At 65.8% G+C, this 14,236-nt stretch carries 14 protein-coding genes and 1 riboswitch; of the genes, 7 read left to right on the plus strand and 7 right to left on the minus strand.

From position 1 onward, the window contains the following. Positions 1 to 89 precede the first annotated feature (89 nt). Genes CLG96_RS04760 through CLG96_RS04770 form a run of 3 tightly spaced genes read left to right on the plus strand, consistent with a single transcriptional unit; the run spans position 90 to position 2,457 of the window. Positions 90 to 893 carry an exodeoxyribonuclease III gene (locus tag CLG96_RS04760; RefSeq protein WP_107966637.1) on the plus strand — a complete coding sequence of 268 codons (804 nt, stop codon included), beginning with the start codon at positions 90 to 92 and terminating at the stop codon, positions 891 to 893. After that, entirely contained in the window at positions 890 to 1,954 is a 1,065-nt protein-coding gene (gene ribA / locus CLG96_RS04765; protein ID WP_107966638.1) for a GTP cyclohydrolase II, read from the plus strand. Before CLG96_RS04760 ends, ribA begins: the two co-directional genes overlap by 4 nt. Continuing rightward, positions 1,951 to 2,457 (plus strand): L,D-transpeptidase family protein, encoded by a 507-nt coding sequence (locus CLG96_RS04770; RefSeq protein ID WP_107966639.1) that lies wholly within the window; start codon positions 1,951 to 1,953, stop codon positions 2,455 to 2,457. The genes ribA and CLG96_RS04770 overlap by 4 nt, the downstream gene beginning before the upstream one ends. 114 nt (positions 2,458 to 2,571) lie before the next feature. Here CLG96_RS04770 and thiC read toward each other — a convergent pair whose 3' ends face one another. The 3 genes from thiC to CLG96_RS04785 all read right to left on the minus strand — a co-directional run bounded on the left by thiC (position 2,572) and on the right by CLG96_RS04785 (position 5,752). After that, positions 2,572 to 4,383, minus strand: a complete 1,812-nt coding sequence (thiC, locus tag CLG96_RS04775; protein ID WP_107966640.1) for a phosphomethylpyrimidine synthase ThiC — start codon at positions 4,381 to 4,383, stop codon at positions 2,572 to 2,574. Positions 4,384 to 4,430: 47 nt separating this feature from the next. Next, positions 4,431 to 4,538: riboswitch (TPP riboswitch) on the minus strand. A 79-nt stretch (positions 4,539 to 4,617) separates the two neighbouring features. Continuing rightward, the gene (locus CLG96_RS04780) at positions 4,618 to 5,034 is read right to left on the minus strand and encodes a DUF2141 domain-containing protein (protein WP_107966641.1); all 417 of its coding nucleotides are present in this window, start codon (positions 5,032 to 5,034) and stop codon (positions 4,618 to 4,620) included. Then, positions 4,973 to 5,752 carry a sterol desaturase family protein gene (locus CLG96_RS04785; RefSeq protein WP_107966850.1) on the minus strand — a complete coding sequence of 260 codons (780 nt, stop codon included), beginning with the start codon at positions 5,750 to 5,752 and terminating at the stop codon, positions 4,973 to 4,975. Before CLG96_RS04785 ends, CLG96_RS04780 begins: the two co-directional genes overlap by 62 nt. A 65-nt stretch (positions 5,753 to 5,817) precedes the next feature. Between CLG96_RS04785 and crtY the strand changes: the two genes are divergently transcribed. The 4 genes from crtY to CLG96_RS04805 are packed head-to-tail and all read left to right on the plus strand — an operon-like array spanning position 5,818 to position 9,996. Next, on the plus strand, positions 5,818 to 6,981 hold the full coding sequence (gene crtY / locus CLG96_RS04790) for a lycopene beta-cyclase CrtY (protein WP_107966642.1): 1,164 nt from the start codon (positions 5,818 to 5,820) through the stop codon (positions 6,979 to 6,981). Then, positions 6,978 to 8,465 (plus strand): phytoene desaturase, encoded by a 1,488-nt coding sequence (locus CLG96_RS04795; RefSeq protein WP_107966643.1) that lies wholly within the window; start codon positions 6,978 to 6,980, stop codon positions 8,463 to 8,465. The genes crtY and CLG96_RS04795 overlap by 4 nt, the downstream gene beginning before the upstream one ends. Next, positions 8,462 to 9,043, plus strand: a complete 582-nt coding sequence (locus tag CLG96_RS04800) for an LOG family protein (protein ID WP_107966644.1) — start codon at positions 8,462 to 8,464, stop codon at positions 9,041 to 9,043. The genes CLG96_RS04795 and CLG96_RS04800 overlap by 4 nt, the downstream gene beginning before the upstream one ends. Continuing rightward, positions 9,040 to 9,996 (plus strand): phytoene/squalene synthase family protein, encoded by a 957-nt coding sequence (locus CLG96_RS04805; RefSeq protein WP_243395609.1) that lies wholly within the window; start codon positions 9,040 to 9,042, stop codon positions 9,994 to 9,996. The genes CLG96_RS04800 and CLG96_RS04805 overlap by 4 nt, the downstream gene beginning before the upstream one ends. 26 nt (positions 9,997 to 10,022) lie before the next feature. Here the strand turns inward: CLG96_RS04805 and CLG96_RS04810 are convergent, their stop codons facing one another. Genes CLG96_RS04810 through mnmG form a run of 4 tightly spaced genes read right to left on the minus strand, consistent with a single transcriptional unit; the run spans position 10,023 to position 14,180 of the window. Continuing rightward, positions 10,023 to 10,913, minus strand: coding sequence for a ParB/RepB/Spo0J family partition protein (locus tag CLG96_RS04810; RefSeq protein WP_107966645.1), 891 nt, complete (start codon positions 10,911 to 10,913; stop codon positions 10,023 to 10,025). Continuing rightward, positions 10,910 to 11,692 carry a ParA family protein gene (locus CLG96_RS04815; RefSeq protein ID WP_107966646.1) on the minus strand — a complete coding sequence of 261 codons (783 nt, stop codon included), beginning with the start codon at positions 11,690 to 11,692 and terminating at the stop codon, positions 10,910 to 10,912. The genes CLG96_RS04810 and CLG96_RS04815 overlap by 4 nt, the downstream gene beginning before the upstream one ends. Then, positions 11,689 to 12,321, minus strand: a complete 633-nt coding sequence (rsmG, locus tag CLG96_RS04820) for a 16S rRNA (guanine(527)-N(7))-methyltransferase RsmG (RefSeq protein ID WP_107966647.1) — start codon at positions 12,319 to 12,321, stop codon at positions 11,689 to 11,691. Before rsmG ends, CLG96_RS04815 begins: the two co-directional genes overlap by 4 nt. Then, complete coding sequence (mnmG, locus tag CLG96_RS04825) at positions 12,318 to 14,180, minus strand: tRNA uridine-5-carboxymethylaminomethyl(34) synthesis enzyme MnmG (protein WP_107966648.1); 1,863 nt, start codon at positions 14,178 to 14,180, stop codon at positions 12,318 to 12,320. Before mnmG ends, rsmG begins: the two co-directional genes overlap by 4 nt. Positions 14,181 to 14,236 lie beyond the last annotated feature (56 nt).

A 14,236-nucleotide genomic window follows, 5' to 3' on the forward strand; every position in this document is an offset into this window, starting at 1 on the left:
GAGGGCCTTTCCTTTTCCGGCCCTGCCTCCGCGAAATCGCCCTTCGCCGCTTCTGGCGCTCGGCGCGCGGCAACGCTACATCGCCTGCCATGACCGCGCTCAAGATCGCTTCCTGGAACATCAACTCCGTCCGCGCCCGCATCGACATCGTCGAGCGTTTCCTGCGCGAGGAGCAGCCCGACATACTCTGCCTTCAGGAAACGAAGGTGGTGAACGACATCTTCCCGGGCGGCATCTTCCACCAGCTCGGCTACACGCATCAGATATTGCACGGCCAGCGCATGCATCATGGCGTGGCGATCATCAGCCGCATTCCCATCCGCGAGGATGCGGAGAGCCAGTGGCGCTTCGACTGGCAGGATAATGGCGAGGCGCGCCATGTCGGCGTGCAGCTCGATTGCGGTATCCGGCTGGAGAATGTCTATGTGCCCGCCGGCGGCGACATTCCCGATGCGGAGCTCAATCCCAAATTCGGCCAGAAGCTGGCCTTCATCGAGCGGATGACGCGCTGGGCCGAGCAGATCAGCCAGCCGACGCTGCTGGTGGGCGATTTCAACATCGCGCCGCTCGAATGCGACGTGTGGAGCCACAAGCAGCTGCTCAACGTCGTCAGCCATACGCCGATCGAGGTGGAGGCGCTGGCCGGGCTCAAGGCGGCGCATGATTGGGTGGATCTCGGCCGCAAATTCGTGCCGCCGCCCGAGCGGCTCTACACCTGGTGGAGCTATCGCGCGCAGGATTGGGCGGCGTCCGATCGCGGCCGGCGGCTCGACCATATGTGGGCGAGCCCCGAAGTGGCGAAGCTCGCCACCGCGCACAAGGTGCACGAGCCCTGCCGCGGCTGGCTCAAGCCTTCGGACCATGTGCCGCTCGTCACCGAGTTCGAGGTGTGAGCGATCCACGCGATTCCGCACGCGCCATCGATGCGCTGCGTCGCGGCTGGCCGATCGCCATTTCGGGCGCGGACGGCCGGCTGGTGCTGCTCGCGATCGAGACGGCGGACCAGGACCGCCTCGCCGCCTTCGATCCCCGCGCGGAGGCCAGGATCCTGCTCTCCTCCGCGCGCGCGGCGACGCTGAAGCTCGCCAATCAGCGCGACGCGGCGATCCCCGGAATGCCGGCGATGGTGGAGCGCGCGCCCTGGCTCGATCTCGATGGCGCGATCGCGCTCGCCGACCCGTCGCTCGACCTCGCGACGCCGCTCAAGGGCCCCTATCGCGCGCTTCCCGTAACGGCACCGGAAGCGGCCTCCGCCGCGCTGCGCCTTGCCCGCCTCGCCGGGCTGCTCCCCGCTTTCTTCGTGGCGGAGGATGCCGACGATATCGCGGTCGAACTCTGCACTGCCGCGATCGCCGAGCATGACAGCCCTGCCCGGCTCGTCATCGCCTCGCGCGCGCGGCTGCCGGTCGCGGCGGCGGAGAATGCGGAGATCGTCGCCTTCCGGGGCGGGATCGACGCGGCGGAACATGTAGCATTGCTGATCGGCGAACCGGACGGGCGCCCGCCGCTCGTGCGCCTCCATAGCGAATGCCTGACGGGCGACGTGCTCGGCTCGCTCAAATGCGATTGCGGGCCGCAGCTTCATGCCGCGCTCCACGCGATGGAAGATGCCGGCTGGGGCATTCTCCTCTATCTCCGCCAGGAAGGGCGCGGCATCGGCCTGATCAACAAGCTGCGCGCCTATGCGCTGCAGGATCAGGGCTTCGACACGGTCGATGCCAATCTCCGCCTGGGCTTCGCGATCGATGCACGCGATTTCGGCGTGGCGGCGCGGATGCTGACCTTGCTCGGCCAGGACAGGGTGCGCCTGCTCACCAACAATCCGCAGAAGGTGGCGGGGCTGGAAGCGGCCGGCATCGGCGTAATCGAGCGCGTTCCGCACCGGATCGACGCCAATCCGCATAATGCCGCCTATCTCGATACCAAGCGCGACCGCACGGGCCATATGCTGTGACGGCGATCCGGGTCGATAGCGCCGCACGCACGCTCCACGCCTTCGGCCGCGCCATATCCTGCACCATCGGCCGATCCGGCTCCTGCCCGGCGGACGCAAAGCGCGAGGGCGACGGCTGCACGCCGTTGGGGCGCTGGCCGATCCGCACGGTGCTGTTCCGTCCCGGCCGATCGGCCCCGTCGCCCGCCATGCGCCTGCCCTGGCGCTGGGTGCGCGAGGATGATGGCTGGTCGGACGATCCGGCAGATCCCGCCTATAACCGCCCCGTGCGCCATCCCCATGGCTTTTCAGCGGAAAGGCTCGCGCGCGAGGATGCGCTCTACGACCTGATCGTCATCCTCGGCCATAATGACGCGCCGCCCGTACCCGGCCTCGGCAGCGCAATCTTTCTCCATTGCTCGATCGAGGAACAACCGACGGAGGGTTGCGTCGCGATTCCCAAAGCCGAACTGCTGGCACTCGTCTCGCAACTGGGCCCGGGCGATCTGATCGAAATCGTCTGAGCAAACCAGTTAAATCATCGTCCCCGCGAAGGAGGGGCCCCCTGTCTCTCTCCACGAACGGCAGTCGCTGTGGAGAGAGACAGAGATTCCGGCCTGCGCCGGAATGACGGAAAGCTACTCTGCCGCCGGCAGATAGATCTCCCCGCCCTTCTCCTTGAAGGTCTCGCTCATGTCCGCCATGCCCTTGGCGGCGAAGTCGCGCACTTCCTGCGTGATCTTCATCGAGCAGAATTTGGGGCCGCACATCGAGCAGAAATGCGCGGTCTTGGCGCCTTCGGCCGGCAGCGTCTGATCATGATATTGCTCGGCCGTGTCGGGATCGAGCGACAGGTTGAACTGGTCGCGCCAGCGGAATTCGAAGCGGGCACGACTCAGCGCATCGTCGCGCAGCTTGGCGGCAGGATGGCCCTTGGCGAGATCGGCGGCATGGGCGGCGAGCTTATAGGTGACGACGCCGACCTTGACGTCGTCGCGATCCGGCAGGCCAAGATGCTCCTTGGGCGTGACGTAGCAGAGCATCGCCGTGCCGAACCAGCCGATCATCGCGGCGCCGATCGCCGAGGTGATATGGTCATAGCCCGGCGCGATATCGGTGGTGAGCGGCCCGAGCGTATAGAAAGGCGCCTCGCCGCAGGCCTCGAGCTGCTTGTCCATATTGGCCTTGATCTTGTGCATCGGCACATGGCCGGGGCCTTCGATCATCACCTGCACATCATGTTTCCATGCGATCTGCGTCAGCTCGCCGAGCGTCGCCAGCTCGCTGAACTGCGCCTCGTCATTCGCGTCCGCGATCGATCCGGGGCGGAGACCGTCGCCCAGCGAGAAGGCGATGTCATAGGCCTTCATGATCTCGCAGATTTCCTCGAAATGCTCGTAGAGGAAGCTCTCCTTATGGTGCGAGAGACACCATTTGGCCATGATCGAGCCGCCACGGCTGACGATGCCTGTCACGCGCTTGGCCGTCATCGGAATATAGGCGAGCCGCACGCCGGCATGGATGGTGAAATAATCCACGCCCTGTTCAGCCTGCTCGATCAGCGTGTCGCGGAAGATTTCCCAGGTCAGGTCCTCGGCAATGCCGCCCACCTTTTCGAGCGCCTGATAGATGGGAACGGTGCCGATCGGCACGGCCGAGTTGCGGATGATCCATTCGCGTGTGTCATGGATGTTGCGGCCGGTGGAAAGGTCCATCACCGTATCCGCGCCCCAGCGCGTCGCCCACACCATCTTCTCGACCTCGCTCGCCACGTCCGAGGCGACCGCCGAATTGCCGATATTGGCGTTGATCTTGACGAGGAAGTTGCGGCCGATCGCCATCGGCTCGCTTTCGGGATGGTTGATGTTATTGGGGATGATCGCCCGGCCGCGCGCGACTTCGTCACGAACGAATTCGGGCGTGACATAGTCCGGAATCGCGGCGCCGAAATCCTGCCCGTCGCGAGCAAGCGCTTCCTTCAGCCGCGCGCGGCCGAGATTTTCCCGGATCGCGACATATTCCATCTCGGGCGTGATGATGCCCTTCTTGGCATAATGCATCTGGCTGACATTCGCGCCGGGCTTGGCACGCAGCGGGCGCTTGCGGACGTTCGGGAAGGGCTGCACGCCGCCCGAACGATCCGGCCCCTTCATGCCATTATCCTCGGGCTTCACGATGCGGGCATCATATTCCTCGACATCGCCGCGGCCGCGGATCCAGTCGCGGCGAAGCTCGGGCAGGCCGGCCATGATGTCGATATGCGCCTTGGGGTCGGTATAGGGCCCCGAGCAATCATAGACGCGCAGCGGCGGCTCGCCGGAGGAAGGCTCGAGATCGATTTCGCGCATCGCGACGCGGATGCCGCCCGGCCCTTCGACATGGATCTTGCGGCTGCCCCGGATCGGGCCGGTGGTCACCTTCATCTCGGTGCGCGCGGGGATATCGGCCATATTCTGCTCTCCATCGAGGGCCGTTGCCGATGGAGGGATTGCGGGCTTCTGCTGTGCCGCTCCCTCCCTCCGCCGGTGTCAGCCGGATCAGGTTCAACGGGTCGCGGCCGATCTGCCGCCTCTCAGCCGCACGCGCGGCCCCCCGGGGAATAAGCCCAGCTTACAGGCGTCACGATCTGGGCGAAAGGCGGAATCGGTGGGGTGTGACGAATCGGGGCCCGCCCCTGCCTTACGTCAAAGGAAATATCGGATCCGGATATCCTGCGTGATCAGACCGCCTTCGACATGGAAACGCACGGCGGAAAAGCGCGGCGGGCCGAACAGCAGGCGCGGATTGCGCGAGAAGCCGATCCCCTCGCGCGGGATTCCGGCGAACATATCGAGCCGGCCATTGCCATTCTCGTCATGAATCAGCGACAGCGCATAGTCGCCCGACGGCAGGTCGGAGAAGCGGATGACGGGCGATGCAGCGGCCACCGTCAGGTGGCGCGCGGCGGGATCGTTCTTACAGTCCGGAAAATGCGCCGGATCGCGGGTGAGACAGACAAGCAGCGCGCCCTTTTGCGAGCGGAGCGCCGCGATACCGACATCAAGCTGCGTGCCCGGGCTCGCCCCCGGCAGCAGCATGAGCGCGAGCAGCGCGAGGGACATGCGGCGCGAAGCTGCCCAGCCCCTTGTCCGTGCCGCAAAGCCTGTCCCAGAAGCGGAAATAAAGGCCATAATTGCACCTGTAATCGCGATGGTGCCGCTGATGATGGCTGGCGGTGATCAACCAGCGCCCCATGGGGCCATGCACCAGCCACGCCGGAAACATCTCCCAGCCCATATGATTGGTCACGCCCATGATCGTCATGATGGCGAGCACGACGCCCAGCGCGGCGACATGGATCGGGATCAGGAAGACGAGCGCGGGGATCAGCAGCGCGCCCGTAATCGCTTCCCAGGGATGGAAGCTCATCGCCGCCCAGGCAGTGGGTGGGCGGCTGGCATGATGCACGGCATGGGCGATGCGGAACAGGCGCGGCGCATGCATCGCCCGATGCGTCCAGTAGAACCATGTATCATGGGCGAGGAGATAGAGCAGGATCGAGACCGGCCACCACCAGAGCGGCATCGCGCCTGCATCCTCATAGATGCGCGTCCAGCCATGCTCGCGCCAGCCCCAGGCGACGATGCCGGCGGGGATGCCGTAAATGGCGGCGGAGGCGAGCGACCAGCCGATCTCCCGCGCTATCTGCGCACGCCGCCCCGCATAGAGGCCGGGATGGCGGCGGCCCGTGGCGAATGCGAAGGCGCCGCTGACGATCAGATAGCGCAGACCGACGATCAGCGTCATGGCGACGACGGAAAGGATCGCGGCAAGCAGCATCGACATTCCTTTACCGTCATTTTCGTGGCCGCGCGACGGGCGGAACATGTGTAGGGTGGTGCCGGATGACATCGGACCATGATTGCGACCTTGCCATCATCGGCGGCGGGCTGGCCGGGGGACTGATCGCGCTGGCGCTCGCCACGCGGCGGCCGGGGCTGCGCCTGATGCTGGTCGAGGCGGAGGAGCGGCTCGGCGGCAATCATATCTGGTCCTTCTTCGACAGCGATATCGACGAGGATGACCGCTGGATCGTCGAGCCGCTGATCTGCCATCGCTGGCCGAGCTATGACGTGATCTTCCCCGGCCACCGGCGGACGCTCGATACGGCCTATAATTCGATCGAATCCGAGCGGCTCGATACGATGCTGCGCACCCGGCTCGGGCCGGAATCGCTGCTCACCGGCCACCGCGTCGCTGATGTTCAGCCGAACGGCGCGACGCTGGAGGACGGGACGCGCATCGCCACGCGCGCCTTGATCGATACGCGCGGCACAGGCGATCTTTCGCTGCTCGATCTGGGCTGGCAGAAATTCGTCGGGCGTGAACTGCAACTCGCCCGGCCGCATGGGCTGGCGCGACCGATCGTGATGGATGCGACGGTCGACCAGCAGGACGGCTATCGCTTCGTCTATTGCCTCCCCTTCTCGGCCGATCGGCTGTTCATCGAGGATACTTATTATAGCGACAATGCCGATCTGGACGGACCGACGCTGGGCCAACGGATCGAGGCTTATGCTGCGCAGCATGGCTGGTCCATCGAAACGATGCTGCGTGAGGAAAGCGGCATTCTGCCCGTCGCCATGAGCGGCGATTTCGAAGCCTATTGGCGTTCCGGTGGAGATGCGACGGCGAAGGCCGGGATGCGCGCCGGCCTGTTTCACCCGACGACGGGCTATTCGCTTCCCGATGCGGTGCGCATCGCAGCATTCGTCACGCTGCTCGATGATCTGTCCGGCAATGCGCTGCATCATGCGCTGCACGGCTTCGCGCGGCGCGCATGGGCCCAGCGCAGCTTCTACCGCCTGCTCGATCGCATGCTGTTCCGCGCTGCAGCACCAATGGAGCGCTACAAGGTCCTCGAACGCTTCTACCGGCTGGACGCGGGACTGATTGGACGCTTCTATGCTGCGCGCTCGACGGTGCTGGACCGGCTGAGGATATTGGCCGGCAAGCCGCCCGTGCCGATCGGGCGCGCGCTGGGGGCGATGATGGGGAAAGAGGCGTGAAGAGGGCGGCGGTGATAGGCGCCGGGTTCGGCGGGCTGGCGCTCGCGATCCGGCTGCAATCGGCGGGTATCGCGACCACGCTGATCGAGGCGCGCGACCGGGCGGGCGGCCGCGCTTATATGTGGCAGAGGGATGGCTTCACCTTCGATGCGGGCCCCACCGTCATCACCGATCCCGATTGCCTGCGCGAGCTATGGGCGCTGTCCGGACGGATGATGGCGCAGGATGTGACGCTGATGCCGGTCACGCCCTTCTACCGGCTCAACTGGCCGGACGGCACCAATTTCGATTATTCCGACAATGACGCGCAGCTCCGCGCCGAAATCGCCAAGCTCGATCCGCAGGATATCGCCGGCTATGCGCGCTTCCTCGAATATGCGGCGGGTGTCTATGCCGAGGGCTATGAGAAGCTCGGCCATGTCGCCTTCCTCGATTTCGCATCGATGCTGCGCGCCACACCCGCGCTCGCCCGCTATCAGGCATGGCGCTCGGTCTATTCGATCGTCTCTTCCTATGTGAGGAATGAGAAGCTGCGCCAGGCGCTCAGCTTCCATACGCTGCTGGTGGGCGGCAATCCGATGACGACCAGCGCCATCTATGCGCTGATCCACAAGCTCGAAAAGCAGGGTGGTGTCTGGTTCGCCAAGGGCGGCACCAACGCGCTGGTCGATGCCATGGCGCGCCATTTCGAGCGGCTGGGCGGCACGATCCGCCTGGGCGACAAGGTGGTGGAAATAGAGACGCTGGGCAACCGGGCGACCGGCATCCGCACGGCGAGCGGCTGGCGCGAGGATTTCGATGCGGTCGCCTCCAATGCGGATGTGATGCACAGCTATCGCGACCTGCTCGGCCATAATGTGCGGGGGCAGCGCGCCGCCCGCGCGCTGGCGGACAAGCGCTTCTCCCCCTCCCTCTTCCTCGTCCATTTCGGAATACGCGGTCGCTGGCCGGGCATACCGCATCATATGATCCTGTTCGGCCCGCGCTATCAGGGGCTGCTCGGCGACATTTATGATCGCGGCGTGCTGAGCAGCGATTTCTCACTCTATCTGCATCATCCGACCGCGAGCGATCCGTCCATGGCGCCGGAGGGCTGCTCGACCTTCTATGCGCTCGCCCCCGTGCCGCATCTCGGCAAGCTGCCGATCGATTGGGAGACGGTCGGCCCGATTTATGCCGAGCGTATCCTCGACGAGGTGGAAAGACGCCTCATCCCCGATCTACGGAGCAGGATCGTAACCCGCTTTCATTATATGCCGACCGATTTCGCGCAGGATCTGGGCGCGCATTTCGGATCGGCCTTCAGCCTGGAGCCTATTTTGACCCAATCCGCCTGGTTCCGCGTCCATAATCGCGACGACAGCATCCCCAATCTCTATTTCGTCGGCGCGGGCACGCATCCCGGCGCAGGAATTCCCGGCGTCGTCGGCTCCGCCAAGGCGACCGCCGCGCTGATGCTGAACGATCTGCGGTACGCCTCGTGAAGCGGCTTTGCGTTTTCTGCGGATCGAGCCCCGGCTTCGATTCGATCCATGCCGATGCCGCGCGTGAGCTCGGCACCGCACTTGCCCGCAATGGCATCGGCCTCGTCTATGGCGGCGGCTCGGTCGGCCTGATGGGCATCGTTGCCGATGCGGCGCTGCTGGAGGGCGGCGAGGTTATCGGCGTGATGCCCCAGGCGCTGGTCGATCGCGAGCTGGCGCATAATGGCTGCAACCAATTTCACATCACCGCCTCCATGCATGAGCGCAAGGCCATCATGGCCGATCTTTCGGACGGCTTCATCGCGCTTTCCGGCGGCATCGGCACGTTCGAGGAGATGTTCGAGATCTGGACATGGGCGCAGCTTGGCGACCATGGCAAGCCGGTCTCGCTGCTCAATATCGGCGGCTTCTATGACAGCCTCGCCGCCTTCTTGGACGGCGTGGTGGCGCAGGGCTTCCTGCGGCAGGAGCATCGCGACATGCTGCTCGTCGAAGATGAGGTGGATGCGCTGCTGACCCGCCTCGCCGATTATCAGCCACCCGATCTGGGCAAATGGATCGGGCATAAGGAGCGGTGAGCCCGGCCGGCCTGAATCGTGCGGAACTCGTTGCTGCAGCGCAGCAAAGCATCGCGCGGGGCTCCAAATCCTTCGCGATGGCGTCGCGGCTGTTCGATCGGAAAACGCGCGAGCAGGCCTGGCTGCTCTATGCCTGGTGCCGCGCCTGCGATGATCTGGCGGACGGCCAGACGATGGGCATGGGGCGCAGCGCGGTAGACGATCCCATGGCCCGGCTGGCGACGATTCGCAGCCTCACCGAACAGGCGCTGGCGGGCCAGAAGACCGACGATCCGGCATTTGACGCGCTGGCGCTGGTCGTCGCCGAAACGGGCATGCCGCATGAACTGCCCCGCGACCTCGTCCGTGGTTTCGCACTCGATGCCACGGACTTCCGGCCCAGGCATGAGGCCGATCTCTATCGCTATTGCTACCATGTGGCGGGGGTCGTCGGCGTGATGATGGCGATCGTCATGGGTGTATCGCCCGATGACGCGCCAGTGCTCGATCGCGCCTGCGACCTCGGCATCGCATTCCAGCTCGCCAATATCGCGCGCGATATGAGCGAGGATGATGCGGCGGGGCGATGCTATATTCCCCAGGACTGGCTCGCCGAGTTCGACATTCCGCCCGGCGAAGCGATGAAGCCACCCTATCGGCAGCGGCTGGCGATGATCGGCAGGCGGCTGGCCGAACGTGCCGACCGCTATGAGGCAAGTGCGCGCCACGGCACTCCCGCCCTCTCCTTCCGCTCGGCCTGGGCCGTGCTCGCCGCCGCCGGAATCTATGGCGATATCGCGCGCGAGGTCGCAGCGCGCGGTCCTGCCGCCTGGGACAGGCGCGTCGTCACGTCCAAGGCTGCGAAGCTCGGCTGGGTAGCGAAGGCAGCGTTTCAGGCCTCACGACGCAATACGCTATGGCCCGGCGACGCCCGCCGGGACGGCCTCTGGACGCGCGCACTGATCGGCGCTTGATCCAATATCCGTCCCAATGAAAGCCGTCAGATCGGCTCGCCGCTCAGCCGCTGGCAGATCATGTCGAGCTGATCGAGCGAGGAATAAGCGAGCGTCACGCTGCCGCCCGCGGGCCCATGCGCGATCTTGACCTTCAGCCCCAGAAGATCACCCAGCTGCCGTTCCAGCGCCTCGATATCGGCACCGGCGCCCTTATATTCCATCTCCGGCTTGCGCTTGCCGCCGCCCGGCTTGGCCGCACGGGCGAGCTTTTCCGTATCACGCACCGAAAGGCCGCGATCGATCACCTCCTGCGCCAGCGCCTCGGGATCGGCCGCCGTGACGAGCGCGCGGGCATGCCCCATGCCCAGCCGCCCGTCCGCCACCGCCATGCGCACCGGCATGGGCAGATCGAGCAGGCGGATGAGATTGGCGATATGGCTGCGCGATTTGTGGACAAGCCTGCCCAGCTCCTCCTGCGTATGGCCATAATCGCCGATCAGCCGTTGATAGGCCTCCGCCTCTTCGATCGCGTTCAGATCCTCGCGCTGGATATTTTCGACCAGCGCCACTTCCAGCGTCTGCGCCTCATCGAAATCGCGAACGATCGCAGGCACTTCATGAAGCTGCGCGCGCTGCGCCGCGCGCCAGCGACGCTCGCCCGCGACGATCTGATAGCCGCTGCCATGCGGCCGCACGACGATCGGCTGAATCAGCCCGCGCGCGGCGATCGACTTGGCGAGATCGTCGAGCGCTCCCTCGTCGAAATGGCGGCGCGGCTGGCCGGGATGCGGCGCGATCGCGGCAACGGAAATGGTCTGCACGCCTGACGAGCGGCTGCCGCCCTCGGCGATCGGCTCTTCACGTGAAACATCGCCGAGCAGCGCGGAAAGCCCCCTGCCCAGCCCTGACGGCCGCCGCCGCGCCGCCTCGCTCATGCCGCTTCCGCCGGCTTGGGCAGCCGCCCGATCAGCTCGCGGGCAAGCGCCATATAGGCTTCCGATCCGGGGCAGCGATGATCGTAGATCAGCGCCGGCACGCCATGGCTCGGCGCTTCGGACAGGCGGACATTGCGTGGAATCACCGTCTCGAACACGGCATCGCCCAGGCAGGCGCGGACATCCTGCGCCACCTGTTCCGACAGGCGGTTGCGCCGATCATACATGGTCAGCGCAACGCCCAGGATCGACAGGCCGGGATTGAAACGGCCGCGCACCCGCTCGATCGTCTGGAGGAGTTGGCTCAGCCCCTCGAGCGCGAAGAATTCACATTGCAACGGCACGAGCAGCATGCGCGCCGCGACCAGCGCATTGATCGTCAGCAGCCCCAGCGAGGGCGGGCAATCGATCAGGCAAATGTCCCAGCGGCCCACCGGCATATTCGAAATCGCCGCGTCCAGCCGATGCGTCCGCCGCTCATGTTCAACCAGCTCAATCTCCGCACCGGACAGATCCTGTGTCGCGGTGACGATATCGAGCCGCGGCACGCGCGTCGCGATCGCTGCCTCGGCCAATGTGCATTCGCCCAGGAGCAGCTCATAGCTGGACCGATCCCGCGTGGCGCGCTCGACGCCGAGGCCGGTCGAGGCATTTCCCTGCGGATCGAAGTCGATCAACAGCACCTTCCAACCCGACGCGGCAAGCGCCGTCGCCAGGTTGATCGCGGTGGTCGTCTTACCGACACCACCCTTTTGGTTTGCGACCGCTATGCGGATCATCGCCTTCCTTTCGGCCTGACGTTGCGCGCGACGATGATCGCCGCATCCGGATCGGTGACGCTTGGTTCGATCCGGAAATCACCTTGCCATGAATGGCGCACGGCTTCCAGTTCCGTGGCGGCACTTCGTCCCTTCGGGAGCAGCCATAATGTGTCGGGCGTGGCAAAACGCCCCGCCAGCGCGAAGAGCTTGTCGAGCGGCGCGAAGGCCCGGGCGCTGATCACGTCGAACTTCGCATCGCCCATCATCTCGACCCGCGTGCCCTGAACGCGCGTGCGAGCGGCAATTCCGAGCTGCTCCGCAGCGGCGCGAAGGAAGGCGATGCGCTTGGCGCGGGATTCCACCAAGGTCATGCGCCGATCGTCCAGCGTGGCGACGACCAGTCCTGGAAAACCCGCGCCCGATCCAAGATCGAGCCAGTCATGATGGACGGACACGGCGAGCGGAAGAAGCTGAGCCGAATCGACGATATGCCGCGCCCAGATATTGGGGATGGTCGATTCCGAGATGAGATTCTGATGCCGCGCCTCGGCGAGGAGGAAAGCGATGAACGCCTCCAGCCGCTCCATTGTTTCACGTGGAACAGCGAGACGATCCCGCAGCCACGCCTGTGCCTCATCTTCCGTCATGCCGCGCGACGTCGCGCCTGGACAAGGATCGCCGCGAGCGCAGCGGGCGTAATGCCGCGCACGCGCGCGGCTGCCGCGAGGGTCTGCGGCCGGGCCTTATCGAGCCGCTCGACCATCTCGTTGGAAAGGCCGCCGACCGACGAATAATCTTCGATATGCGAGAGATCGACCGCCTCATCGGCGCGGATGCGCGCAATCTCCGCCTCCTGCCGTGCGAGATAGGGCGCATAGCGGCCGTCACTGATAATCTCCTCGCGCAGCTCGGCCGGGATGGCGGCGAGGCCCGGCGCGATGCGCAACAGATGCTCCTCACCCACTTCGGCGAAGCGGAGCCAGTCGAACAGGCTGCGCCGCTCCCCTCCCCCGGTCGAAAGCCTCGCCCCGACCGCGACCAGCGCGTCTAGCGTCACGCGCATCGAAAGCATCTCCATCGCCTGGCCACGCGCACGCTCGCGCTCGCGATGCAATGCCGCGCGCTCCGCACCAAGCGCGCCCACAGCCGCGGCCTGTCCCGAAAGCCGGGTCATCGCATTGTCGGCGCGAAGGCGGAGGCGATATTCGGCCCGGGCAGTGAGCATGCGATATGGCTCGGTCACGCCCTGCAGCGTGAGGTCATCGATCATCACGCCGATATAGCTTTCGGATCGATCGAAGAGGATCGGTGCGCGGTTCCCAGCATGCGCCGCTGCATTGAGCCCGGCGACGAGGCCCTGGGCGGCGGCCTCCTCATAGCCGGTCGTGCCGTTGATCTGCCCGGCGCAGTAAAGACCGGGCACGTCGCGCACGGCGAGCGTGCTCTCCAGCGCGCGCGGATCGATATGATCATATTCGACGGCATAGCCGGGCTGGACGATGCGCGCGCGCTCCAACCCTGGCATGGAGGCGATCATCGCCGCCTGCACATCGAGCGGCAGCGAGGTCGAGATGCCGTTGGGATAGATGGTGCTATCGTCCAGACCCTCGGGCTCGAGAAAGACCTGATGGCCATCCCGATCCCCGAAGCGGACGACCTTATCCTCGATCGATGGGCAATAGCGCGGCCCCCTTCCCTCGATCGCGCCGGAGAAGAGCGGCGAGCGATCGAGCCCGGCACGGATCAGATCATGGGTGCGCTGGTTGGTGCGGGTGATCGCGCAGAAAAGCTGCGGCGCCACCCGGCCGGGACCCAGCGCGGAGAAGCTCCAAATCTCGCTGTCGGATTCCTGCCGCTCGAGCGCGGCCCAATCGATGCTGCACCCGTCGAGTCGGGGCGGCGTGCCCGTCTTGAGCCGCGCGATCGGCAGGCCCAGCGCGCGAAGCTGCTCCGCCATGCCAATCGCAGCGCCCTCGCCGATCCGCCCGCCCGTGCGGCAGTCGAGCCCGAAATGGAGCTTGCCGTTTAGGAAGGTGCCGGTCGCGAGCACCACCGCGCCCGCATGCAGCGCGCGCCCGCTGCCGAGCATCAGCCCCGCGATCCTGCGTTCCTGCCCGTCGAACAGCAGCGCCTCGGCCGATGCTTCGACGATCGAAAGGCCGGGCTGTGCGTCGAGCAGATCATGGATCGCCGCGCGATAGCGCCGCCGGTCCGCCTGGACGCGCGGCCCCTGCACCGCCGGCCCCTTGCTGCGATTGAGCATGCGATAATGGATTGCGGCATGATCCGCGGCGCGCGCGATCAGCCCGTCAAAGGCATCGACCTCGCGGACGAGATGGCCCTTGCCGAGCCCGCCGATCGCCGGATTGCAGGACATGGCGCCGATCATGTCGCGCCGCATGCTGACCAGTGCGACGCTCGCGCCAAGGCGCGCGGCCGCAGCGGCGGCTTCGCATCCGGCATGGCCACCGCCGACGACGATCACATCAAAGCGCGACTGATCCATTGTCGCGCCCTAGCCTTCGGCCGGATTCAAGTCAAAAGCGTTCCACGTGGAACATG

The sequence above is a fragment of the Sphingomonas oleivorans genome, from assembly GCF_003050615.1.
Lineage (GTDB): Bacteria > Pseudomonadota > Alphaproteobacteria > Sphingomonadales > Sphingomonadaceae > Sphingomonas_H > Sphingomonas_H oleivorans.